The 22,580-nt window shown below is 37.2% G+C and carries 24 protein-coding genes, 1 pseudogene and 1 riboswitch; of the genes and pseudogenes, 6 read left to right on the forward strand and 19 right to left on the reverse strand.

Going from position 1 to position 22,580, the window contains the following annotated elements; translation table 11 throughout:
* Window positions 1-62: 62 nt before the first annotated feature.
* The 4 genes from ASG01_RS11855 to ASG01_RS11870 form a co-directional block, all read right to left on the reverse strand.
* The gene (locus ASG01_RS11855; protein WP_055863888.1) at window positions 63-1,454 is read right to left on the reverse strand and encodes an arginine decarboxylase; all 1,392 of its coding nucleotides are present in this window, start codon (window positions 1,452-1,454) and stop codon (window positions 63-65) included.
* Between the two features lie 117 nt (window positions 1,455-1,571).
* The gene (locus ASG01_RS11860) at window positions 1,572-2,228 is read right to left on the reverse strand and encodes a thiamine diphosphokinase (RefSeq protein WP_055863891.1); all 657 of its coding nucleotides are present in this window, start codon (window positions 2,226-2,228) and stop codon (window positions 1,572-1,574) included.
* Window positions 2,191-2,760, reverse strand: coding sequence for a cob(I)yrinic acid a,c-diamide adenosyltransferase (locus ASG01_RS11865; RefSeq protein WP_055863893.1), 570 nt, complete (start codon window positions 2,758-2,760; stop codon window positions 2,191-2,193). The genes ASG01_RS11860 and ASG01_RS11865 overlap by 38 nt, the downstream gene beginning before the upstream one ends.
* 15 nt (window positions 2,761-2,775) lie before the next feature.
* A complete protein-coding gene (locus tag ASG01_RS11870; protein WP_055863895.1) occupies window positions 2,776-3,360 on the reverse strand; it encodes a hypothetical protein in 585 nt (194 codons plus the stop codon).
* A gap of 160 nt (window positions 3,361-3,520) precedes the next feature.
* Between ASG01_RS11870 and ASG01_RS11875 the strand changes: the two genes are divergently transcribed.
* Window positions 3,521-4,012 carry a DinB family protein gene (locus tag ASG01_RS11875; protein WP_055863897.1) on the forward strand — a complete coding sequence of 164 codons (492 nt, stop codon included), beginning with the start codon at window positions 3,521-3,523 and terminating at the stop codon, window positions 4,010-4,012.
* Window positions 4,013-4,081: 69 nt separating this feature from the next.
* Here ASG01_RS11875 and ASG01_RS11880 read toward each other — a convergent pair whose 3' ends face one another.
* The 6 genes and pseudogenes from ASG01_RS11880 to ASG01_RS11905 all read right to left on the reverse strand — a co-directional run bounded on the left by ASG01_RS11880 (window position 4,082) and on the right by ASG01_RS11905 (window position 9,827).
* Entirely contained in the window at window positions 4,082-5,047 is a 966-nt protein-coding gene (locus ASG01_RS11880; protein WP_055863898.1) for a helix-turn-helix transcriptional regulator, read from the reverse strand.
* A 9-nt stretch (window positions 5,048-5,056) separates the two neighbouring features.
* Window positions 5,057-6,778, reverse strand: coding sequence for an ABC transporter ATP-binding protein (locus ASG01_RS11885; protein WP_082498370.1), 1,722 nt, complete (start codon window positions 6,776-6,778; stop codon window positions 5,057-5,059).
* Window positions 6,779-7,286: 508 nt separating this feature from the next.
* Window positions 7,287-8,012, reverse strand: a pseudogene (lptB, locus tag ASG01_RS16330) (LPS export ABC transporter ATP-binding protein); the annotation flags it as partial.
* A 113-nt stretch (window positions 8,013-8,125) separates the two neighbouring features.
* Window positions 8,126-8,458, reverse strand: a complete 333-nt coding sequence (locus tag ASG01_RS11895) for a CCC motif membrane protein (protein ID WP_055863900.1) — start codon at window positions 8,456-8,458, stop codon at window positions 8,126-8,128.
* Between the two features lie 19 nt (window positions 8,459-8,477).
* Complete coding sequence (locus ASG01_RS11900) at window positions 8,478-8,771, reverse strand: DUF2752 domain-containing protein (RefSeq protein WP_055863902.1); 294 nt, start codon at window positions 8,769-8,771, stop codon at window positions 8,478-8,480.
* Between the two features lie 3 nt (window positions 8,772-8,774).
* The gene (locus ASG01_RS11905) at window positions 8,775-9,827 is read right to left on the reverse strand and encodes an NADH:flavin oxidoreductase/NADH oxidase (RefSeq protein WP_055863905.1); all 1,053 of its coding nucleotides are present in this window, start codon (window positions 9,825-9,827) and stop codon (window positions 8,775-8,777) included.
* A 104-nt stretch (window positions 9,828-9,931) separates the two neighbouring features.
* Between ASG01_RS11905 and cdd the strand changes: the two genes are divergently transcribed.
* The 3 genes from cdd to ASG01_RS11920 all read left to right on the forward strand — a co-directional run bounded on the left by cdd (window position 9,932) and on the right by ASG01_RS11920 (window position 13,569).
* Window positions 9,932-10,414: a cytidine deaminase gene (cdd, locus tag ASG01_RS11910; protein ID WP_055863907.1), complete on the forward strand. Its 483-nt coding sequence runs from the start codon at window positions 9,932-9,934 to the stop codon at window positions 10,412-10,414.
* Between the two features lie 41 nt (window positions 10,415-10,455).
* A riboswitch (cobalamin riboswitch) is annotated at window positions 10,456-10,636 on the forward strand.
* Window positions 10,637-10,665: 29 nt separating this feature from the next.
* Window positions 10,666-12,501, forward strand: a complete 1,836-nt coding sequence (locus ASG01_RS11915) for a TonB-dependent receptor plug domain-containing protein (RefSeq protein ID WP_055863910.1) — start codon at window positions 10,666-10,668, stop codon at window positions 12,499-12,501.
* A gap of 21 nt (window positions 12,502-12,522) precedes the next feature.
* On the forward strand, window positions 12,523-13,569 hold the full coding sequence (locus ASG01_RS11920; protein WP_055863912.1) for a YncE family protein: 1,047 nt from the start codon (window positions 12,523-12,525) through the stop codon (window positions 13,567-13,569).
* Window positions 13,570-13,646: 77 nt separating this feature from the next.
* Here ASG01_RS11920 and ASG01_RS11925 read toward each other — a convergent pair whose 3' ends face one another.
* The 9 genes from ASG01_RS11925 to ASG01_RS11965 all read right to left on the reverse strand — a co-directional run bounded on the left by ASG01_RS11925 (window position 13,647) and on the right by ASG01_RS11965 (window position 20,725).
* Window positions 13,647-15,074: a CCA tRNA nucleotidyltransferase gene (locus tag ASG01_RS11925; RefSeq protein WP_055863914.1), complete on the reverse strand. Its 1,428-nt coding sequence runs from the start codon at window positions 15,072-15,074 to the stop codon at window positions 13,647-13,649.
* 123 nt (window positions 15,075-15,197) lie between these two features.
* Entirely contained in the window at window positions 15,198-15,746 is a 549-nt protein-coding gene (locus ASG01_RS11930; protein WP_055863915.1) for an L-threonylcarbamoyladenylate synthase, read from the reverse strand.
* Between the two features lie 18 nt (window positions 15,747-15,764).
* Window positions 15,765-16,331, reverse strand: a complete 567-nt coding sequence (locus ASG01_RS11935) for a hypothetical protein (RefSeq protein WP_131725370.1) — start codon at window positions 16,329-16,331, stop codon at window positions 15,765-15,767.
* 35 nt (window positions 16,332-16,366) lie between these two features.
* A complete protein-coding gene (locus ASG01_RS11940; RefSeq protein WP_055863918.1) occupies window positions 16,367-16,906 on the reverse strand; it encodes a hypothetical protein in 540 nt (179 codons plus the stop codon).
* A gap of 3 nt (window positions 16,907-16,909) precedes the next feature.
* On the reverse strand, window positions 16,910-17,407 hold the full coding sequence (locus tag ASG01_RS11945) for a DinB family protein (RefSeq protein ID WP_055863919.1): 498 nt from the start codon (window positions 17,405-17,407) through the stop codon (window positions 16,910-16,912).
* A 9-nt stretch (window positions 17,408-17,416) separates the two neighbouring features.
* Entirely contained in the window at window positions 17,417-18,598 is a 1,182-nt protein-coding gene (locus tag ASG01_RS11950; RefSeq protein WP_262483868.1) for a cystathionine gamma-synthase, read from the reverse strand.
* A gap of 67 nt (window positions 18,599-18,665) precedes the next feature.
* Entirely contained in the window at window positions 18,666-19,367 is a 702-nt protein-coding gene (locus tag ASG01_RS11955) for a hypothetical protein (RefSeq protein WP_055863922.1), read from the reverse strand.
* Window position 19,368: 1 nt separating this feature from the next.
* Window positions 19,369-19,695, reverse strand: a complete 327-nt coding sequence (gene gldC / locus ASG01_RS11960; RefSeq protein WP_055863925.1) for a gliding motility protein GldC — start codon at window positions 19,693-19,695, stop codon at window positions 19,369-19,371.
* A 46-nt stretch (window positions 19,696-19,741) separates the two neighbouring features.
* Window positions 19,742-20,725 (reverse strand): gliding motility protein GldB, encoded by a 984-nt coding sequence (locus tag ASG01_RS11965; RefSeq protein ID WP_082498359.1) that lies wholly within the window; start codon window positions 20,723-20,725, stop codon window positions 19,742-19,744.
* Window positions 20,726-20,900: 175 nt separating this feature from the next.
* Between ASG01_RS11965 and nadE the strand changes: the two genes are divergently transcribed.
* Both nadE and ASG01_RS11975 read left to right on the forward strand, forming a co-directional pair.
* Window positions 20,901-21,692, forward strand: coding sequence for an NAD(+) synthase (nadE, locus tag ASG01_RS11970; protein WP_055863926.1), 792 nt, complete (start codon window positions 20,901-20,903; stop codon window positions 21,690-21,692).
* Between the two features lie 57 nt (window positions 21,693-21,749).
* A complete protein-coding gene (locus ASG01_RS11975) occupies window positions 21,750-22,547 on the forward strand; it encodes a hypothetical protein (RefSeq protein ID WP_055863927.1) in 798 nt (265 codons plus the stop codon).
* Window positions 22,548-22,580: the final 33 nt, after the last annotated feature.

Consider the following 22,580-nt stretch of genomic DNA (forward strand, 5'->3'; position numbering starts at 1 on the left):
AAAATTATGAGAGCTGGTCTATATTGTTTGATTACTTTTTTACGATTCTTAGAGCAATAAACTTAATAACCTAAAATCTTCAAAATATCTTCCGGTTCCTGCTTTTCTCTAAAAATCTCATACTGAAACTCACCATCTTCATCTTTCTGAATCAAAACGTGTCTTGGCTGAGGCATTAAGCAATGATGCACTCCACCATATCCACCAATCATCTCCTGATATGCGCCGGTATGGAAAAACCCGATGTACAAAGGTTTTGTATCATTAAAAACCGGGAGATAAATTGCATTGGTATGTTGTTCAGAATTGTAATAATCGTCTGAATCACACGTCAATCCACCAAGAAAAACGCGTTCGTAAGAATCTTCCCAACGGTTGAGTGGCAACATGATAAAGTGACGAGAAATTGCCCACGTATCAGGAAGTGTGGTCATGAAAGAAGAATCAATCATATTCCATTTCTCACGGTCATTCTGACGTTTCTGAGAGATGATTTTATAAAGATTTGCGCCGCTTTCTCCGACAGTGTAACTTCCGAATTCGGTGTAGATATTCGGTTCCTCCACACCTTCTTCTTCACAGAACTTTTTGATCTGAGAAACGATTTCATCAATCATATACTGATAATCGTAATCAAAATTCAAAGAAGTTTTAATAGGAAAACCACCGCCAATATTCAGTGAATTTACTTCGGGTGCAATTTTTTTCAAACGTGCATATACACGAAGACATTTGTATAATTCATTCCAGTAATACGCAGTGTCTTTGATTCCTGTATTAATGAAAAAATGCAGCATTTTAAGCCTTGCATTCGGATGTTCAGCAATTTTCTGACTGTAATACGGAATAATATCGCGGTAACCGATCCCAAGTCGCGAAGTGTAAAATTCAAACTTCGGTTCTTCTTCAGAAGCGATTCTGATTCCGATGTCGAATGTTGTATCGATACTTTCTGTCAGTTTATCAAGTTCCCGGTAATTATCCAAAATCGGCGTAATGTTCTCAAAACCACTGTTGATCATCTCGGAAATTTTCGCCAGATAATCATCAGTTTTAAAGCCATTACAAATGACTTCGATATTTTTGTCGACCTTGCCCTTGTCATACAGCGCTTTCACAATATCCATGTCATAAGCAGATGATGTTTCAATTGAAATGTCATTTTTCAACGCTTCTTCAATCACAAAATTGAAGTGACTGGATTTTGTACAGTAACAGTACGTGTAACTCTTTTTGTAATCGTGCTTTTCAAAAGAAGCCTTAAACCACGATTTTGCTCTCTGAATATTCTGAGAAATTTTCGGTAAATAACTGATCTTTAAAGGTGTACCAAATTTTTCTATAACTTCCATTAGAGGAATATCATGAAAAAGAAGGTTATTTTCAGCAACATTGAATTCTTCCGTCGGGAAATACAATGTCTGATCGATCAGCTCAGAATACTTTATCTTCATTTTTTATTTAAACGTTTTTGCACTGCAAAATTGCTAAAAAAGTTTCGTTTTACAGTTTTAATTTATCTTAAAGTTTGCATCAGGCGGAATCGATGCGTTTTGCCAAAAACAAAGACGTTATACATAATCTGCGCCAACAAATAAAAGAATCTCGCCATCGTCGAATCTGATTTCAACTTCATCCTCATTTGCAAAATTTCGGGTGCTGATATTGGTTGTTACAGAAAGTGTTTCACCTGAAAGATTCCAGTTTAAACCTTTGGTAATGACGTTTTTAGTTTCAGGAAAAGGATATAATGACATCATTTTATTCTTTACATCGTTTATTTTATAATTTCTCCCAATAAAATAATACACAGAATTTTCATCAAAAAATTTAATTTCCAGATCATTTTTAAAACGAAAAGCGACGGTTAAATTCCCCAGAAAATGATCCTGTTCTCCTCCACTTCCACCAAAAACATCCACTTTTTTGTAACCTTTTTCCAAAATTATTTCCAAAGCTTTCTGAAAATCAGTTTTGTTTTGATCAGGTGTAAAAATAAATTTTTTGTGGTCAATTTTTTCATCAAAACCGTGATGCGAATCAAAGTCTCCCGAAATAAAATCAAGTTTATCCAACGAAAAACCCATCTTTTTTAAATAGTGAAAAGCACCGTCTGTGCAGGCAATAAGTTTGTAATGCTCGATATTTGGAAGAATTTCCGGCGGATTTCCGTTGATGAAAAGTAATGCTTTATCGCTCACTTGGATTCCAGTATTCTTCCGGTTCATTATTGATTTTCGAAATATATCGCGCCAAAACAAACAGATAATCCGACAGTCGGTTGAGATATTTGATCAGTTCGGCACGTACTTCTTCAGATTCATTTAGAAAAACCAATGACCGTTCGGCTCTTCTGCAGATCGTTCGCGCAGCGTGCAAAAATGTCGCAGATTTTCCGCCTCCTGGAAGTATAAAAAACTGCAAAGGCTCCAGTTTTTCCTCGAAAGCATCCATCCAGTTTTCAAGTTCTTCAATCTCCTCGTCTGAAATAATCAGTGGTAATCGCGATTTTCCATTGGCAAGCATCAGTTTGTCTGTGGGCGTTGCGGCTTCAGAACCAACAGTAAATAAGTCAAACTGAATTTTCTTCAGCTGTTTTAAAACCTCTTCGTCTTCAATAAAACTTTTGGCAATTCCGATGAAAGAGTTAAGCTCGTCGATCGTTCCGTAACTGTCAACGCGAGCGCTGGCTTTAGAAACGCGCGTTCCGCCATAAAGCGCAGTTTCACCTTTGTCACCGGTTTTTGTGTAAATTTTCATACGACTAAAATACCATTATTTTTCCACTTCCACATACTGCAAAACCGTATTGTCTTTAGGATTTATGATAATCGTGCTCGTGTTCGGGAATCGTTTGATCTTGTAATATTCGATGCTTTTATCATTTTTTAAATCATCCAAAAACTTCGGATCAATAACGTCGGCAGGAACAAATTTTTCAAGAAAACTTATTTTGTCGATAATCGACTGTCCATCTATTTTTCTCGCCGTCTTTTCAGATTTTGACTCGTCTGTTGTTGGCTGCGTTTCAAAAAAAGGCAAAACACTTGATTTCGGCGCTTTATATTTAAAAACAAATGCTTGAGAACCATTCGGAAACTTTATTTTTTTCCCTTTCAGTTCACTTACGGTGATGTTATCTGTATTTTTAAAAACCTGACTTAAAGGTACATCTTCCGATCCCAAAACCGAGTTGATAGATTCTGTAACGGTTTCACGAACGATCTTTTCTCCTGCTTCCGTTGCTCTTCTGGTAACGCTTTCTGTGGTTTTTGTTACCGTTTCGTTAATTTTTTCCTCCACTTTATTACAGGAAAACAAAACGCAGCTTCCGGCAATCGCAATCAATACTTTTTTCATCGGATTATTTTATCCTTTGTTCATCAATTTCACTGCCACAGCTTTCAAGCTCGCTGTTAAATAAAATTAAAAAAATCAGCATTTACAAAATACTACTGACAAACTGTTGTCACACAACGCCTGTATCTTTGCCTTAAGTTTAACATTTAAAACAAAAATTATGACAGCAACGACAACACAAACTGCACAGTTTATTTCTGCAGATCAATTACTTAAACATTGGCTTGGACACAGAAATCTCACGAGAAGAGTTATTGAATTATTTCCTGAAAAAGATCTATTTGAATTTTCTGTTGCAGGTTTAAGGCCATTTTCAAGCATGGCGATTGAACTGATCAGCATGTGCGGACCAGGATTAAAAGGTATCGTAGAAAAAAAAATGGACGAATTTTCTGAAGAAACTTTTAAGCCAAAGACCAAGAAGGAAATTCTGCAGAAATGGGACGAAGAAACAAAATTAATTAATGAATATTTTCCACAGATTTCGGAAGATCGTTTTCAGGAAACTTTTAATTTATTTGGTCAGTACGAATTTCCAGTGTTTGAAAATATCCTGTATTTTATTGATAATGAAATACATCACCGCGCTCAGGGAATCACTTATCTGCGTGCTTTGGGAATTCAGCCGCCGTTTTTCTGGGAACGTTTTTAAACTTTAAAACTGTTTTAAACTAATAATTCCTGTAGATTTCCAATTGAAAAAATTAAAATCTGCAGGAATTTATATGTTTTTATCATCCATTTTTTCAGATACTTTTTGCATCAAATCTTTCATTTTTTCTTTTAAAATTTCCGGTTCTAAAATTTGTGCAAAATCTGCGAAACTGATCAGCCAACGCGGAAATCCCTCGTCAATCCACTCGGTTTCAAAAGTCATTTCGACACCTTTATCGGTTTCTTTTTCTTCGGTTAAACCATAATAACTTTTAGAATTAATCAGATGCCCGACAATCTTTTTATCTACAAGTAATTTGACTTTTATGGAAGTTCGCGATGCCGTTTTCCGGTGATCATTAATTTTTCCGTACTCCTGCGAAAATGGAATTTCGGTTTTGATAATTTTTAAAATACGGTCGATTCTAAACTGCCTGAAATCTTTTCTTATAGTACAGAAAGCCAATATATACCAATACGAAAATTCATAAAAAACGCCAACCGCTTCAATATTCCGGACAGAAATTTCATCATTTGCGCCTTGGTAATCGAGCGAAAGCTGTTTTCTTTCGGCAATACTTTCGAGCACAATGGGTACTGTGTTTTTTACAGAATCATTACCTTTCGGAGCATAATCAAAAACATCAATCTGGTTTTCAATGGACTGAATAAGATTCTGATCGGTATTCCGCAGCACCGACCGGAGTTTTTCCATCGCGGTCTGATAATGTTTTCCCAAACTCTGATGCGAAAATTTTTGCATCAGTTTTTCAGCGGTAATAAAACTCAAAACCTCTTCTTTGGTAAACATCACCGGTGGAAGCTTGAAACCGTCCATCAGCGAATATCCGCTCCCGGCTTCACCTACAATGGGAATTCCTGCATTTTCTAAAGTTTTTATGTCACGGTAAATCGTTCTAATACTTACCTCAAATTTTTCGGCTAAATCCTGCGCTCTGACAAGCGGTTTCGACTGTAGCTGCGTGAGAATTGCGGTGACGCGGTCGATTTTTTTGAGGTAATTGTCGTTCATCTTCAGATTCTACTTGTAAGAATTCATCAGTTTATCAAGATTCAAACTTCTTGCGGAAGCGTCAAAAATTTCCCTATAAGTTCCATTCATCTGCACCAATTCATCGTGAGTTCCACTTTCTACAACATGGCCTTTTTTCATCACATAAATTTTATCTGAATCTAGAATCTGCGAGAGCGAATGCGAAATCATAATTACCGTTCGGCCTTCTTTAATCGCATCCAGCGAATTTTTGATCTGCTCCGTCGCGATCGCATCAAGACTTGCCGTAGGCTCATCCAGAAAAATAACCGGCGGATTTTTCAGAAATAATCTGGCAATGGCAATTCTCTGCTGCTGCCCGCCCGAAAGCTGCGTGGCATCGTGTTTATAATTCTCCGGAAGTTCCATTATCTGATCATGAAGATAGGCTTTTCGGGCCGCGTCCTGTACTTCTTCAAAACCTGCATCCATCTTTCCGTAGCGAATATTGTCTTCGATACTTCCCTGAAAAATATGATTTTTCTGCAAAACGATTCCAATTTCATCACGAAGAAAAGCATTATTGTAACTGTTCAGATTATTTCCGTCAAGCAAAATTTCTCCGGAATCAGGAAGATAAAATTTACATAATAGATTGATAACGGTTGATTTTCCGGCTCCGCTCAAACCGACCAACGCTGTGGTTTTTCCGTTTTCAATTATCATCGAAACATTCTGCAGCGCTTTCGCACCGTTTGGATAAGAAAAATCGACATTTTTAAGTTCGAAATTTCCTTTGATTTTGCTTTCGCTGAGCGTTCCGTTGGGCTCAGTTTCCTGTTCGGCATTCAGAATATCAAAATAACCTTCGGCATAAATCATCGCATCATTCATATCATCATAAATCCGGTGAAGCTGGCGAATCGGCGACGAAACATTACTGAATAACATGATGTGAAGCATAATTGCACCGATTGTCATCTGCTGATTCAGTACGAGATAAACCGTAAGCAGAATAATCAATACAACGCCGATCTGCTCGATAAAAGTTTTTAAACCTTCGTAAAGAAAACTGATTTTCCGTGTGTACATCTGGCTTTCCATCAGCTGCATCTGAAGATCGAACTGCTTTTTTCCTTCAAATTTTTCGCGCACAAAACTTTTAATTACCAGAATAGAATTGATCAGATTTAATAAACCTGACGTTTTCTGTTCGCGCTGATTTCTAAGCTGTCGCCGTACGCCGCCCAGTCTTTTTGCCTGTCTCGAAGTCACGTAAAAATAAACCGGAACAATAACCGTCGAAACAAGACCGACGTAGACATTCTGCATGTACATGATGACGAGCGCAATGAGCGCATTCGAAAACATCGGTAAAATATCAATGAAAAAATTCTGTACGAGTTTGGTTAAACTTTCGATGCCGCGGTCGATTCTGGTCTGTAGCTTTCCTGACGCATGGTTTTCATCATTAAAATAAGCCACGCGGTAGGTAAGAATTTTATCAATTGCAGACTGCGCCAAAACCGAACTTACATTAATCCGGATTTTTTCGCCGTAAAATTTCTGTCCAAAACTGATAAAAATATTAGCGATTTCTTTGCCTAATAAAATTGCAGAAATGATGAGAATCACATGCACTCCCTGTGACATCGGATTGGGAAGTTTGGTAAGTTTCTCGACTTCATCTACCGTGTATTTCAAAACTACCGCATTTACCTGAGCCGTAATCGCTCCGAGAAATGTGAGAAAAAGTGTTCCGTAAATCATCAAACGATATGGCTTGATAAATGGTTTCAACTGTTTGAAAATCCCAAAAATACTGATTGCTCTGTTGAAAGGTTTTGCCATGTTGCTATGAAAGAAAAAAACGCACCGATATTTTAGATTAAGGTACGTTTTACTGTAAATTTTAACGAAAAATTTTTTATTTCAAATTAAATTATCCTTCAAAAGTGTAAGTCGTCAGATAATGCAGTTCAGGTTTTCCTGCGGCAGCAGATTCGGCTTTTGCCTGATCTAAAGGATACAGAGAATTGATTTCCTTTTTTTGAAAAATAAATGAATTGTTGGCATTTTTATCAATGACATCAGAGAAAATATGTTCGATTTCTGAATTGGCTAGCGACGCAAAGCTGATGTCTTCAAAACCGTACATTAATCTTAAATCATCAAATTCTGAGAAATTTTCTTTTGTGAAACTTTCAAACTGAGATTTAGACTCAAAATTTCCTGCCCAGATATTGTACGCGTAGGTTTTAGATTTAGGCTTGTCAAAAATACTCTGATAAACAAAATTCTCTCCCAGATACGCTTCACGCACCTGAGGATCATTCGCCAAATCTTCCGGAAAGCCTTCTTTCAAAATCTTTCCTTCAAACATGATGTAGGTTTTGTTGGTGATCGCCAAGGTTTGCTGTACGTTGTGATCGGTGATGAGAATTCCGATGTTTTTATCGGTAAGACTGCGCACTATTTTCTGAATATCTTCAACAGCAATAGGATCTACGCCGGCAAAAGGCTCATCAAGTAAAATAAAACTTGGGCTTGTTGCAAGGCAACGAGCAATCTCTGTACGGCGTCTTTCTCCACCAGAAAGCAGATCACCGCGGTTTTTTCGAACATGCTGCAGAGAAAATTCTTCGATCAGTTCGTCCCGTTTTATCTCCTGCTCACGTTTGGAAAGATTCGTCAGCTGAAGTACACCCATAATATTGTCTTCCACCGAAAGTTTCCTGAAAACGGAAGCTTCCTGCGCGAGATAACCGATTCCCTTCTGAGCGCGGCGGTACATCGCATCCGTAGTAATTTCCTGCTTGTCGAGAAAAATTTTTCCCGAAGTGGGTTTTACCAAGCCTACGATCATGTAAAAAGAAGTGGTTTTTCCGGCACCGTTTGGTCCCAGCAATCCTACTATTTCGCCCTGCTGCACCTCCACAGAAACGCCTTTTACCACTTTTTTCGGACCGTATTCTTTGATTAAATTTTCTCCCCGTAAAATCATAGCAGCAAAGATAAAGATTTTTTCAGTCGGTAGACGTTGCCGCTGTTTTTTGATTTCTTTAAACATAAAAAAAACCGCAATTGCTGCGGTTTTCAGTTTTAAATCTTTTCAAATTATCTGTTTTGAAGTTCCTCAAGTCTTTCTTTTAAAAGCTCCTGATCGGTCATCGCATCCCAACCAATCACTGATCCCATAACCAATATAGTAATGAGGTAAAGTGCACTGAGAACAATTCCGATGATGGCCAAAATCTTTCCTGCATTAAGATTTCCGTAATCTGAATAAAGTGCTGGATTGGCGTCATACAGTTTTTTGTCTTTGTTGTAAAGCACCATCGCGATGATTCCGGTGATTAAGCCCGGAAGTCCGTAGCAGCAGCACGAGACGATTGAAACGATTCCCAAAACGAGCACAGCCGTAGCATTTGGTAATTTTTGCTGATTCATAATTTATAATTTTTAAAGTTTAGTTTAAATGAACAAAAAGGTGTTTGTAAAAATAAGAAATTATCATAATCAAAGAATTCAAAACGGCAAGCGTTATGATGATTACATTGTAATTTCTTTTCTTATCTAAAAAACCCAGTCCGGCAAAAAACAGAAATAAAATCAAAGTATATACCGCCGGAAACATGTGAAAAGCTTCTGAGAATTTCCCCTGAAAAACCATCAGCAAAGCTCTCTGAGTTCCGCAGCCAAAGCATTCTATCCCCAGAAATTTTTTGCTCGGGCAAGGCAGCATAAAGTCTTCAATCTTCACAGTTTACTTTTGAGGTTTGGCACGAAGATACTGTTTTGGAAAGAAATTTTCTTCATTTTCTTCAAAAGATCCATGCACCGCCAGATAAGGATTGCGAAGAATTTCACGGGCGACAAAGATAAGATCGGCATGGCCTTTTTCTAAAATTTCTTCGGCCTGTTCTGCAGTTGTAATCAAACCTACAGCGCCGGTTTTTACATCTGCTTCATTTTTAACTTTCGATGAAAACGGAACCTGATAACCATCAAAAACCGAGATTTTTGCGCCGTGAATATTTCCGCCGCTCGATACGTCGACCAAATCTACACTGTGTTCTTTTAAAACCTTCGCCAGTTTTACACTTTCATCCAGATCCCAACCATTTTCGGCGTATTCCGTTCCGGAAATTCGTACAAAAAGAGCAACATTTTCATTTAGTTCTTCATTAACTGCATCTACGATTTCCACTAAAAAACGAATTCTGTTTTCAAAACTTCCGCCGTACCGATCTTCGCGTACGTTCGAAAGCGGTGACAGAAACTGGTGAATCAGATAACCGTGTGCAGCGTGAATTTCAATTAAATCAAAACCGGCATCCACCGCTCTTTTTGCAGCAGCTCTGAAGTTTTCAACCTGATCTTTAATTTCATCTTCCGTCAAAACATGCGGAATTCTCTCGCCTGGCTGATACGGAATTGCGCTTGGGGCCAGAGTTTCCCAGCCTTCTTCCACAGAAATCTGCTTATTTTCCAACGTCGATCCTTTTCTTCCGGCATGAGATAGTTGGATACCTATTTTACTTTCGGAATTTCTGTGTACAAAATCTACAATTTTTTTGAGTTCGGCAGCCTGTTCATCATTCCATATTCCCATGCAGTGATTGGTGATCCGGCCCTTCGGCTCTACACCTGAAGCTTCCACTATAATCAGTCCGGTTCCGCCCTGTGCGCGGCTTCCGTAATGCACGTAATGAAAATCATTAGGAAGACCGTTCTCGCTGGAATACATACACATCGGCGACATTACCCAGCGGTTGGCAAGTTCTACATTCCGGAATTTTATTTTTGAATATAACATTGTTTGGTTTTTCTGATTCTAAATTTACAAAATAACATAGCTAACAAACATATTGCCAGCGTCGGCAAATTCAATTACTTTTACCGCCCTTTTATTTCAAGTTTATGAAAAAAGAACTCACGCTAAATTTCGATTATTTTACCGCGGCCGCAGAGCTTTCAGATATTGAAAAAACTTTATTTGAAAAAGCCAAAACTGCACGCGAAAAGGCATACGCACCATATTCTGATTTTTTTGTCGGATGCGCGGTACTTCTAGAAAACGGTGAAATTATCTGTGGCAACAATCAGGAAAATGCAGCTTTCCCTTCCGGACTTTGCGCTGAGAGAACTGCTGTTTTTTATATCGGAGCCAACTTTCCGGAGCAGAAAATTAAAAAAATATTCATCGTGGGCGGACCGAGAATTTTTTCTGAAAAAACACCTGCCATTCCACCTTGCGGTGCGTGCAGACAGAGTTTAATGGAATACGAAACGAAGCAGCACGAAAATATTGAAGTCTATTTCAGCAATCTGAAAGAAGAAATTTATAAAGTAAATGCTGTGAAAGATCTGCTTCCTTTTTATTTTGATTCGACGTTTTTGTAGTTTTAGGAATAAAATGCATACATTTTTCTTTTATTAAAAACTATATTTGCAAAAATTTTGGTTTCCAAGACATTGGAACGAAGAGGGAATCGGGTGCAAACCCCGAGCTGTCCCCGCAACTGTAAATCGCACGAAATTTTTTCTGTAGAATAACCACTGCTAACGCGGGAAGGTGCAGAAAAAGCGAAAGCCAGGAGACCTGCCAGGATTTTATAAAAAATAATTGTGCTCGGAGGAAGTGCAAAAGACTTATGGGTATAAAAAAATCTTCGGTTTTCGTTTTCAGCTTTCTGAATCTTGCGCTGTTCTTTGCGCAGGAAAAAAGCATTGATACAGTTGTAGTTTTCGACAATCAGATGAGAAAGGTAAAGCTTTTTCATCCGGTAACGACGCTTTCGCCGGCAGATATTCAAAAAAACTCTTCCAATCTTTCTGAGGTTTTACGTTTTCAGTCGCCGGTTTACATTAAAGAAAATGGCCGTGGCGCTGTTTCTTCGCCTTCATTCCGGGGAACAACGGCTCAGCAGACGGCATTTGTATGGAACGGAATTAATATTAATTCGCAGTTTCTCGGGCAAGGTGACATTAATAATATTGCGGTTTTTGGGTACGACAATCTCGAAATAAAATCTGGCGGAGGCAGTGTAATTTATGGAAGTGGCGCTATTGGCGGAAGCATTCATTTAAATAATGAATTAAGCTTTAATCAAGGTTTTCACGGCTCATTAAATTCTGAAATTGCATCATTCGGAACGTTCAATCATTTCCTGACGGCTTCCTACAGCAATGAAAAGTTCAGTTTTAAAGCCAGTGCCAATTATCTCATCAGCGAAAATGATTACGAAGTTCCTGAAAAGCGATACACGAATTTCAACGGAAAATTTCAAAACAATACTTTTAATATCAGTGCGGCTTATAAACTAAATTCTCAACAGATTATTTCTTTTCAAAGTCAGCTTTACGATGGTGAACAAAACTATCCGATCCGGGAAGAAAACGGCAACCGAAGCCGATACGACGCGCAGACTTTCCGCAGTCTTTTTGCCTGGGATTTTAAAACAAAAATTTTTGAAAACAGTTTTAAAGCAGCTTACACAGAAGATAATTTTCAGTATTTTGGAGATCCGAATAAAGCATACACTAGCGGCGGAATCAACAAAAATTATATTTTAAAAAACGACTTCAATTATTTTTTCAGTCCGAAATGGAATGTGAATGTCATTGGAGAACTTCAGCAAAATCAGGGTGAAGGTCTCGGAACTTCGGGTGTGGGAATTGTAAAGCGGAATGTGGGCTCACTATCAGGTTTGCTGCGTTATTTTGCTACTTCCAAGCTGCGTTTTGAGGCAGGTGTAAAACAGGATTTTGTAGAAGATTTCACCGCGCCACTTCTCTTTTCCCTTTCTGGAAAATGGTCTGTTTTCAACTTCTACTCTGTCAGTTTCAATACATCCAAAAACTTCAGATATCCTTCGTTTAATGATCTTTACTGGCAGCCCGGCGGAAACCGGAATCTGAGAGCAGAAAACTCTGTGCAGGCAGATCTTACGCAGGAATTTAAGTTCGGAAATCTACAGTTTTCATTTACGCCGTACTATATGAAAATCGATGACATGATTCAGTGGCTGAATACGCCATTTGGTTATTATTCGCCTTTCAACATCAACAGAGTTGAGTCTTACGGAATCGAATATCAGCTGAAATATTTTAAAAAATTTGGTGAGAATACACAACTTCGTCTGTCTGCAAATTATGCACTTACGAAATCGAAAAATTTGGACACCGGCTACCGGCTGATGTATGTTCCTTTGCATAAAGCCGCCGCTAACGCCGATTTTGAATATCGATTCCTGAAAATATACGCTCAGGGAATGTTTACCGGGCTCACTTATACTACTTCAAATGAAACCCGTAAAGACGCAATAGATCCTTATTTTGTAATGAACGTGGGAATTTCAGCAACTGTTTTGAAGGAATATACATTTGGGATGAGAATCAATAATATTACCGATACGGTATATGAAACTGTAGCGTTTTATCCTTTACCAAAACGCAATTACAGCTTTTACGCAACTTTAAATTTTTAAAAAATAAATATATTTTACATTATGAAAATCACTAGATTATTACAGCTTCTTTTCGGAATGCTTTTATTGTTAAATGTTGCCTGTTCGACAGAAGATGATTACGAAGAGGTGGCGAAACAAACGTATGATAACGGATATCTTCTTATTAATGAAGGAAATTTCGGCTCGCCAAATGCTGATGTTACGTACTTTTCTAAAGACGTAAACAATGTTCAAAACGGAATTTACAAAGCAAACAACGGCGAGGAAAATCTTGGTGATGTTTTGCAGACCATCGTTTTTGACGGAGATAAAGCATATTTGCTTTTGAATAATTCAAATAAAATACAGGTAGTAAACCGTTACACTTTCAAAAAAACGGCTCAGATCACAACTCAGCTTGATAATCCGCGTTACATGGCGATTACAAATGGGATGATCTATGTTTCTAATGACAAATATAACGGAGCAAAATACGTGAGTGTTTACAAAGTTTCTGATCTTTCTTTCGTAAAGAAAATAAACTTCACAGATACTGCCGAGCGCGTTTTGGTTGCCGGAGGAAATGTTTGGGTGCAGAATGCAACGTATGATTTTGGAAATAAATTCACAAAAATCAATACATCAACCAACGAAATCGACGGCCAGCCCATCACGCTTCCAAACGGAAATATCGTAAAAACTGTTACGAGCAACAACAATATGTACACGGTTACGAACGGAACCGCAAACTCATATATCTATGAAATCAACAGCGCGGGATCGATTACAAAAACGACAACGCTTACCGGAATTAATAACGCAAGAAATCTTCAGGTTGAAGGTGGAAAATATTATTTCAGTTCGGCCAACAAAATCTATTCGATGGATATGACAGCAACAGCGGTGCCTGCTTCGCCAATTATCACGGCTGTAGATGGCGGTGCGTATTTTACTCTTTATGGATTTACGGTTTTGGATGGAAAAGTTTTCACTACAGATGTTAAAAACTTCACGCAGGATAGCGAAGTAAGCGTGTATTCTTCTACCGGAACTTTCATCAAAAAGTTCACTTCGGGAAGAGGTTCTACAACCGTTTATTCTAATTAATATTTATCATCTTTAATAAAAATTCCGGGCGGTTTCTTCGAAACCGCCCGGAATTTTGCTTTATATAGGAAAAATATTTATTTACTCATCAAACTCAGTCCCAATATCTCAGCTTCTCTGATCACAAAATCACGCGCTTCCAGAGGGTCATTAGCAATCTCGCCTTCGAGAATCGCTTCTTTTACTTTTTCCTTTAGAATCCCAATTTCGCGGCCGGGCTTAAGATCAAACATTGCCATAATCTCTTCTCCCGAAATAGGCGGCTGAAAGTTTCTCACCTGATCTTTCTCTTCCACTTCCTTCATTTTCACGGCAACATATTCAAAGTTTTTCTTAAACTTTTCAACCTTTCTCGAGTTTTTGGTCGTGATATCAGCTTTGCAAAGGGTAAATAAATCTTCAATATCTTCTCCGGCATCAAAAAGCAATCTTCGAAGTGCCGCATCTGACGCGTCATCGGTAATCAGGGCAATCGGTCGCGAAGAAAGTTTTACCATTTTCTGCACATATTTCATGTCGGAATTCAGCGGCAGTTTCAGCTTCTGGAAAAGATTTTTTACCATTTTTGAACCTAAAAACTCGTGACCATGGAAAGTCCAGCCTGTACCTTCCACAAATTTTTTCGTTGGCGCTTTTCCGATATCGTGAAGTAAGGCGGCCCAGCGAAGCCAAAGATTATCTGTGTTTTCACAAATATTATCTACGACTTCCAATGTATGGTAAAAATTATCTTTGTGCGTCTGCCCTTCCACTTCTTCCACGCCTTTCAAATCGATCAATTCAGGAATAATTAACTTCATTAAACCTGTTTCTTCCATTAATTTTAAACCGACAGAAGGTTTTTCAGAAAGCATGATTTTATTAAATTCAACCATAATTCTTTCCATCGAAACAATTTTGATTCTCTCAGCTTCTTTTTTAATAGACTGAAGCGAATTTTCTTCAATAGTAAAATTTAAAGTTGAAGCAAAACGAATCGCGCGCATCATTCGTAAAGGATCGTCTGAATACGTCTGAGAAGACTCTAATGGTGTTTTTAAAACTTTATTTTCAAGATCATCTGTTCCGTTGAAAGGATCGATCAGTTCACCAAAATTCTCTGCATTCAGCGAAATCGCCATTGCATTTATCGTAAAATCTCTTCTTTTCTGGTCATCTTCAATTGTTCCACCTTCTACTTCGGGTTTGCGGCTGTTTTCGGTGTAACTTTCTTTTCGGGCGCCAACAAATTCAAGCTCAAGATCTTTAAACTTAATCATCGCAGTGCCGTACGTCTTAAAAACCGATACTTTCAGCTTCGGATCTAATTCTTTACCGACTTTTTCAGCCAACAAAATTCCGCTTTGTTCGGTCACAAAATCAATATCTGTCGACGCTTTCCTTTTCATGAGAAGATCGCGCACATAGCCGCCAACAACGTATACCGTTTGGTTATTTTCCGCAGCAACTTCAGAAATAAGCTTAAAAAGTTTCAGATTTTTATTCTGATTAAGATTGATCAACATTTTGAGAAGATGTTTGATTCTAAATTTGTTAGGTAATGTAAAACCATTAAAAAATCAGATTTCAGGGAAGATTCCGATTTTTTAATGGCTTTGTAATGTGCAAAGATAATTATTCTGAAAATTTTATTCACGCAAAACTTTTATCCTGTTATCATTCCAGATTTTTATCACGGACGAGCCTGCAAATTCTGAAACTTTTTCGCGGTTTTCTTCCACTGCATAATCTACGAGACTGATAATTTCTTTTGAAATATCAGAAAATTTCAACGGACTTTTATTGCCGCTGAAATTGGCTGAAGTAGAAACCAAAGGCTTGTTAAGTTTGGTAATCAGTTTTTTGCAGTACAAATCTTTTACAAGGCGAATTCCGATGCTTCCGTCTTCTGCAAGCAATTCTTTCGGCAAACCTCTTGGATTTTCGTACACAATAGTGACCGGCTTTTCGCTGAGATCCATGATTTCCCAAGCCATTTCCGGAACATCAACCAAATCCTGCAATCTTTTTTCATTTTCTACGAGAATGATCATCGACTTATTTTTCTCCCGCTTTTTGATGTCGAAAATTTTATTGATGGCGTCTATATTTGTAGCGTCACAGCCAATTCCCCAGATCGTGTCTGTTGGATAAAGGATTGTGCCGCCGGATTTTAATATTTGTACGATGTTTTCCATTTTTTAGGACGAATTACTTTAAAGTATTGATATTTGGGTTTTTTGAAGAAAAATCAATGTTATACAATCATTTTTTTTTAAAGAATCATTCACTGTAAAAATATATGTGAATTTTTTATTATTGTAGTTTAAGGTCGTATGTATATTTCTCCCACTTTTATTAAATGATACTGAATCGACAGTTAAAATCTTTTGAACTCCGAATTTTGATAACTGTCTTTTTTGATAATTCCTTTTAAATGCACAAAATATAAATATGAAAAAAATAAACAAAGGAAATATTAAAATGAAAGGAAACTTCTTTTTATAACTAGCTCCCAACATTTTTAAAACATTTTCATCCATTAAATCGGTAAGACCTATAAATTTATTTTTCAGAATATTCTTAGTTCTAAATAATCTTTGAACCAAAATTGCAAAATATAAGCACCCAAACCACAATATTGCTAACGGGAAAAAGAATATAACTTTTTTACCTACATTTTCATCATCGAAAAGCCACGAAAAAGCAAAACCAATTATAAAAGAGGCTGACATTAAAACAAATGAAATTGTCACATATTTTAAGACAATTTTTTTATGCATCAGAAATAAATTAAAATACTATTCTAAGTTATTACCTACTTTTTTAAGATTTTTTTAAAATCTCTTCTGGTAAGATGCTGCGAAAATAAAACAGGGAAATTCAATCGGGAACCTTCTTTTATTAAAGTGTAAAGAATCGCATCACCTTTAAAAAAAACCAAGATTGTCTTTTCAGTATTTTTCATACCAAAATCATCCGTAGGTTCATTTAAGAATATTAAATTATCCGATATTTTGGAAATTCTGTAATGATACTTTTTTCCGTATTCAAGAATTTTTTGCTTCGCATCTTCCTTATGAATTGAAAACTTAATTTCTCTGAGATTTTTTTCAAAAAACTTACAGTAAAAACCATACAGACACAAAGAAATAATTATCGGAAAAAGATAATAACCCACTCTATCGTTGCTTGATTGAGGATTGATTTGATCCAGACACAGAACTGAAGATATTCCCAATGCCACAAAAATCAAGTAGCTTATAAAACTATCAGATTTATCAAACCAGCTTTCTTCAAAAATCAGTTTTCGTGGTTTTATACTTTTTTCAATATCTAAATCCTTAAGCGTTCGCATCAACTAATATAAATATCTCTCCTCAACCACATTCAAATGATGAATATTATGCCCGACAATCATTTTAGCAATTGTTTCTACCGCAATTTCATTTCCGCTGGCAATTCCTTTATTCAATAAAACGGAAGGATTAAGCGTCTTACACATAATCTCAAAAGACTTTCGTACCGCCTGGTATTCCTCCAAAAGAGATTTGACGCTCCTCTCATTCGCAAAAGAATTTTCAGCATAACTTTCTTCATCAAACCCTGGTAATTCTTTCATTTCACCGCGGGCAAAAGCCAAAATTCGGTACTGAAAAATTCTTTCGGTATCGGTCAGATGAAGCAGAACTTCTTTCAGTGTCCATTTACCTTCAGCATAAGCAAAAATCGCCTGCGCTTCAGATAAACCAGAATACAAGTCGACTGTTTTCTCCTCTACAATTTTTAATTCGCGCAGCCAGTTTTCAGACGGAATAAGATCCAAATACCGCTGCACATATTTTTCAAAATCGGTCATGAGCGAAATCTAAGAAAATGCTTTTTCCAAATCTGCAATCAAATCTTCTGCATCTTCGATTCCAACGCTTAGACGAACTAAATCATCGGTGATTCCTAATTCTGCACGTTTTTCAGCAGGAATTGATGCATGAGTCATCAAAGCTGGGTGATTTGCCAATGATTCTACTCCACCCAAAGATTCGGCTAAAGTAAACACTCTAACTTTTTCCAAGAATCTAATCGCATCTTCTTTTTTACCCGATTTGAAAGTGAAAGAAACCATTCCTCCGAAATCTTTCATCTGAGCTTTTGCCAATTCATATTGCGGGTGAGATTCTAATCCTGGATAGATAACTTGCGCAACTGCAGGATGAGATTCCAGATATTTCGCCACAGCCATTCCGTTTTCAGAATGTCTCTGAACTCTTAATGCCAAAGTTTTAATTCCTCTTAACACCAAATAAGAATCGTGTGGACCCAAAATTCCACCGCTTGCAAACTGAATGAAGTGAAGTTTTTCACCCAACTCAGCATCTTTAGCAATCAAAGCTCCGGCGATTACATCGGAATGACCACCTAAATATTTTGTTGCAGAATGCATCACAATATCTGCTCCCAAATCGATTGGTCTCTGAAGATATGGCGTTGCAAAAGTATTGTCAACCGCAACCAAAATATTTTTTCCTTTTGCAATTTCTACAACTGCTTTGATGTCTACCAATTTCATCAAAGGATTGGTTGGTGTTTCAATCCAGATTAATTTGGTTTTATCGGTAATGACATCGTTGATTTTTGAAGCATCATCAAAATTCACGAAGATAAATTTCAGCTGATATTTTTCAAAAAGTCTGGTGAACATTCTATAAGTCCCACCGTATAAATCGTCCACAGCAACCACTTCGTCGCCCGGATTTAATAATTTTAAAACACAGTCAATCGCAGCCAAACCAGAACCGAAAGCCAAACCTCTCGCTCCGTTTTCAATGCTTGCCAAAGAGTCTTCCAAAGCCTGTCTTGTAGGGTTGGCCGCTCTTGAATATTCGTATCCTGAATGTACTCCCGGACTTTTCTGTGCGAAAGTAGATGTTAAAAAAACCGGAACGTTTACAGAACCTGTTGCAGATTCGTGGTGTTGTCCGCCGTGTATAACTTTTGTATTGAAATTCATTGTTTTATATTTTTGTTGGAAGTTGGGTGATGGAAGTTGGATGTTTTTGCAACTTTTCAAGATCCGCCTCCTTGCATTATTTTTCTATTAATTTTTCTGTTTCTTAGAGTTACCCAAAAGTATCAATTTTGAAAGAATTTTTGTGTTTCATATAATAACCTCTGTCAAGAGAAAGCCTCTGTCCATATTTCAAATCATATATTACAAATAACAAAAAGAGATGAAATGACGTTTTTTGCTTTATTCTATCGGTAATAATGTCTTCTTTAATTCTTATTCCGTTTTCATTCTCATACTCAATTTCTAAGTATTCTTCGATACCCTCGTTATCCCGAAAAGAATATTTCCATGATAACACTTCCCAAGAAATTGTTCTGGTATAATATTTCAAATAAGCTTTGTCAAAAGTCAGTACATTATAATTTTTATTTTTAACATAAGAATATTCTAAAGGGATTTTATTCTTTAAAATAAATTCTTCACAATGAAAACACTCTATAAAATCTTCTATTTCCTTTTTAGAAAAGTTTTTTTGAATGTCAAATTTATTATCATTAAAATATTCTCTGTAAAAAATAAAGCTTAAAAGGTTTTTATTATTTTTCAAATATTTATTTGCAAATACTTTTTCAAGCAAAGGAACGAGTGCTAAATAAAAAATTATAATACCTGCCAACCACGCAATTTCATATTCAGTAAGATTCAATAAAACTATAAAAATTGTGTTTATAATAAAAGCAAGAATAAAAGAGAATGTATTAATTCTATTTCTTAATTTCAAATATTTAGAAAAATCTTGCAAAAGAAACATCCTACATTTTTATCGCAGATTTTACCGCAAACTCTTCCGCTATTTCCTCAATCCATGCTGCAACATCTTCTTCGCCGGTAGCGCGCTGATAGGTGTTTCCGAGAGAAACCAGAATTTGATGCATGAACATTTTCATTTGGTCAACTGGCATTTCCTTAGTCCAAAGGTCGATTCGTAATGCTTCTGAAGTTTTTTCGTCCCAAACCGAAATCATTACCGCTTTGGTTTCCTCTTTTTCCACGCCGCCATCCGCAGCATTCCAAGTCATTTTTTCCGGGATGTGGTTTTCATCGAGTTCCACATCTATCGTGATCTGAGTTTTTCTCATTGTTTAATTTATTTGATAATCCTGCTAAAAAACAGCAGACATTTTATTATTCTAAGACGGGTTTGTAACTGCTTTCATTAAAAATTTTCGTAGCGTCCATTCTGAGGAAATCAGTCAGTTTTGTTTCCGGATGTTTAGCCAAATAAGCTTTACAGATTTGCCAGCCGGTAAAAATCCCGACCATCGGCGAAGACTGATTGTCTATTTCGGTATAAAATTTAGAAAAAGGTCCTGGCGCAATGAAACGCTCTGCCAGACGGTGATCGTCACCAAAAATTAAATTGCTTTCCACAAAATAATTATAAATATTCGCTTCATTTTGAGTTGCCCATGTGTACTGCTCTTTCGTATAATCCATTTTCAGATATTCCGGAGTTTCGGGCAAAAATGCATCCTGAAGTGTCATCATTTTTCCGTTGTAAATCATCAGATCAATAAATTTCTGACTTTTTCCGCTGTACGGAACAATATTTTCAGCGAAAACATGCGAAATTTTAGGAACCATATTTTCCACATTCATGCTTTTCTGAAAATAGAGTTCGAGACCTTTGTAATGTGGATTTTTAAAACCTAAAAAACCGGTAATATCGATAAACAGAAAATTGGTTTCCGGATCGTAGATGATCGGATCCTGCGCCATCTGAAGCGCAGACGAAAACAAATAGACTTTCGGTGTCTTAAACTGTGGAAAATAATATTTAATATGTGAAAAAAGATCGGTCAGCTCACGCGCAAGCTTCGGTTGATTAATCTTCTTAATGGCTTCCGTGTAGATTTTCACCTCCGTCGGATCACTGCGTCTTTTAGCAAAATCTTCGGCAGAAACCGTTCCCTGAAACCAAGGAAACTGCTTTGAAAAAGTTTCAATCGGCACATTCTGATCATAAAACATTTTTGAAATATCGGTGATCTGTACTTGTTGGGCCGGACTTTTTATTTCGACCTTCCAGTTGTTTTCGGTTTCCTTTTTGCACGACGAAAGACTCATGATAACAAGGCTTACGCATGCGGCAATTCTGAAAATCTTCATTATTTTTACCTAAATTTTGATGAGACAAAAATACAGAATTAATGGCAAAATCTTTTCATGCAAATGGAAAGACTTGATGGCTTAACCACTTTTAAGATAATTTACATGTTATTATCATTTAATGCAATAGCGAATTCAAATTCAAAAAAATTCAAACCTAATTAAAAAACAAAATATGCAGACACAAAAAGTAATCAATCATATCGTGCAATGGCTGACAGATTATGCGCAAAAATCAGGTGCGAAAGGATATGTAGTTGGAGTTTCCGGCGGTGTGGATTCCGGAGTGGTTTCTAAACTTGTGGCCATGACCGGTCTGAAAACTTTGCTGATCGAAATGCCGATCCGACAGAAAGAAGATCAGGTAAACCGCGCCAAAGAACACATGAAAGATCTAGAAAGCAAATTTGAAAACGTACAGGCAATGTCGGTAAATCTCACGCCGGCTTTCGAAGAACTTTATAAAACTTTTGACGTTCACGATGAAGAATTTCCAAATGAAAAGCTCGCATTTGCCAACACAAGATCGCGTCTAAGAATGCTGACCTTATATTACTACGGTCAAATCAACGGACTTTTGGTATGCGGAACAGGAAATAAAGTGGAAGATTTCGGGATTGGTTTTTATACGAAATACGGCGACGGCGGCGTGGATGTTTCGCCAATCGCTGATCTTTACAAAACGGAAGTGTATGAGCTTGCGAGAGCCTTAGATCTGATCGAAAGTATTCAGAATGCGATTCCTACAGACGGTTTGTGGGATGCAGAACGCACCGATGAAGATCAGATTGGCGCGACGTATCCGGAGTTGGAGAAAATCCAAAAAGAATGGGGAACAAAATCTGAATCTGACTACAAAGGCCGCGATCTGGAAGTGTACAAAATTTTCAGCCGTATGAGTAAAGCGGCGCAACATAAAATCAATCCAATTCCGGTGTGTGATATTCCTGAGGAGTATAGAAATTAATTTTTAAGTTTTAAAATCAAAAATAAATTATCTTTAAGCTTTAAAAATATACAGTATATGAACAGCTTTGCTGCAAAAAAATATCTTCTTTTACTCACTTTCTCAGTTTTCGGATGGTCTTTCGGGCAGAATAAAATACCGTTTGGCGTGGTAAAAGCCGAAGAAGGTTATGCAATGGTGCGTGTGCCCAAAGATAATTACCGCAAAATCGTCGATAAAATAAGGATGAAAAAAGGCGATGTTTTCGTCTATGTAAAACCTGCGCCGGGAGAAACCGACTGGATCTGGATCAAATATCCGGATAAAACCGACGACGAAAAACCTTTCGTACGATACGACAGCCTTAATAAAGAAGGTATGGTGAATAAAGACCGAATCGCTTATGTAGATCAGCTGCCGGCTTTCACCCCGACAAAATCTAAAAACGGAAGATCGGTTATTTTTACAGATAATTCTAACCAGAAAATACCTACGGCACAAAGAACGAAAGTGGTGATCGACGTTTATCCGTCCAATGCAGGCTTCAGAAAACAGGAAAAAGATGCTAACGGAAATATTATTAAAATCGATAAAGTAAAACCCTGGGGAATCAGCAAAGAACTTCCGGAAGGCATGACGGAAATTAAATCCATCCGTGTGCAGCAGCCAGGCAGAGGTTCGGTTTTTGTGCGGGAAGCGATCAAAAATCTTTTTCAGCCAACGATGGATTTTGAAAAAATGGGCGTGACTTCACTAGACGATAATAATATATTCCTATACATGATCAACGGAAGCGGAGAAAACAGATATGTGACTTTCTGGACAATCAAAGACGGCAAAGCCATCAGCCAGATTATTTATCATCAGCCGGAATAAATATCTTTAAAATTAATCAGTACTTTTGTGACT

This window comes from Chryseobacterium sp. Leaf180, from assembly GCF_001424585.1.
Classification (GTDB): Bacteria; Bacteroidota; Bacteroidia; order Flavobacteriales; family Weeksellaceae; genus Chryseobacterium.

Excerpts from the sequence above, each read along its gene's own strand:
- ASG01_RS11855 (WP_055863888.1), bottom strand. The coding sequence starts at position 1,454 with ATGAAGATAAAGTATTCTGAGCTGATCGATCAGACATTGTATTTCCCG.
- ASG01_RS11860 (WP_055863891.1), bottom strand. The coding sequence starts at position 2,228 with ATGAACCGGAAGAATACTGGAATCCAAGTGAGCGATAAAGCATTACTT.
- ASG01_RS11865 (WP_055863893.1), bottom strand. The coding sequence starts at position 2,760 with ATGAAAATTTACACAAAAACCGGTGACAAAGGTGAAACTGCGCTTTAT.
- ASG01_RS11870 (WP_055863895.1), bottom strand. The coding sequence starts at position 3,360 with ATGAAAAAAGTATTGATTGCGATTGCCGGAAGCTGCGTTTTGTTTTCC.
- ASG01_RS11875 (WP_055863897.1), top strand. The coding sequence starts at position 3,521 with ATGACAGCAACGACAACACAAACTGCACAGTTTATTTCTGCAGATCAA.
- ASG01_RS11880 (WP_055863898.1), bottom strand. The coding sequence starts at position 5,047 with ATGAACGACAATTACCTCAAAAAAATCGACCGCGTCACCGCAATTCTC.
- ASG01_RS11885 (WP_082498370.1), bottom strand. The coding sequence starts at position 6,778 with ATGATTTACGGAACACTTTTTCTCACATTTCTCGGAGCGATTACGGCT.
- ASG01_RS11895 (WP_055863900.1), bottom strand. The coding sequence starts at position 8,458 with ATGAATCAGCAAAAATTACCAAATGCTACGGCTGTGCTCGTTTTGGGA.
- ASG01_RS11905 (WP_055863905.1), bottom strand. The coding sequence starts at position 9,827 with ATGTTATATTCAAAAATAAAATTCCGGAATGTAGAACTTGCCAACCGC.
- cdd (WP_055863907.1), top strand. The coding sequence starts at position 9,932 with ATGAAAAAAGAACTCACGCTAAATTTCGATTATTTTACCGCGGCCGCA.
- ASG01_RS11915 (WP_055863910.1), top strand. The coding sequence starts at position 10,666 with ATGGGTATAAAAAAATCTTCGGTTTTCGTTTTCAGCTTTCTGAATCTT.
- ASG01_RS11920 (WP_055863912.1), top strand. The coding sequence starts at position 12,523 with ATGAAAATCACTAGATTATTACAGCTTCTTTTCGGAATGCTTTTATTG.
- ASG01_RS11925 (WP_055863914.1), bottom strand. The coding sequence starts at position 15,074 with ATGTTGATCAATCTTAATCAGAATAAAAATCTGAAACTTTTTAAGCTT.
- ASG01_RS11930 (WP_055863915.1), bottom strand. The coding sequence starts at position 15,746 with ATGGAAAACATCGTACAAATATTAAAATCCGGCGGCACAATCCTTTAT.
- ASG01_RS11935 (WP_131725370.1), bottom strand. The coding sequence starts at position 16,331 with ATGCATAAAAAAATTGTCTTAAAATATGTGACAATTTCATTTGTTTTA.
- ASG01_RS11940 (WP_055863918.1), bottom strand. The coding sequence starts at position 16,906 with ATGCGAACGCTTAAGGATTTAGATATTGAAAAAAGTATAAAACCACGA.
- ASG01_RS11945 (WP_055863919.1), bottom strand. The coding sequence starts at position 17,407 with ATGACCGATTTTGAAAAATATGTGCAGCGGTATTTGGATCTTATTCCG.
- ASG01_RS11955 (WP_055863922.1), bottom strand. The coding sequence starts at position 19,367 with ATGTTTCTTTTGCAAGATTTTTCTAAATATTTGAAATTAAGAAATAGA.
- gldC (WP_055863925.1), bottom strand. The coding sequence starts at position 19,695 with ATGAGAAAAACTCAGATCACGATAGATGTGGAACTCGATGAAAACCAC.
- ASG01_RS11965 (WP_082498359.1), bottom strand. The coding sequence starts at position 20,725 with ATGAAGATTTTCAGAATTGCCGCATGCGTAAGCCTTGTTATCATGAGT.
- nadE (WP_055863926.1), top strand. The coding sequence starts at position 20,901 with ATGCAGACACAAAAAGTAATCAATCATATCGTGCAATGGCTGACAGAT.
- ASG01_RS11975 (WP_055863927.1), top strand. The coding sequence starts at position 21,750 with ATGAACAGCTTTGCTGCAAAAAAATATCTTCTTTTACTCACTTTCTCA.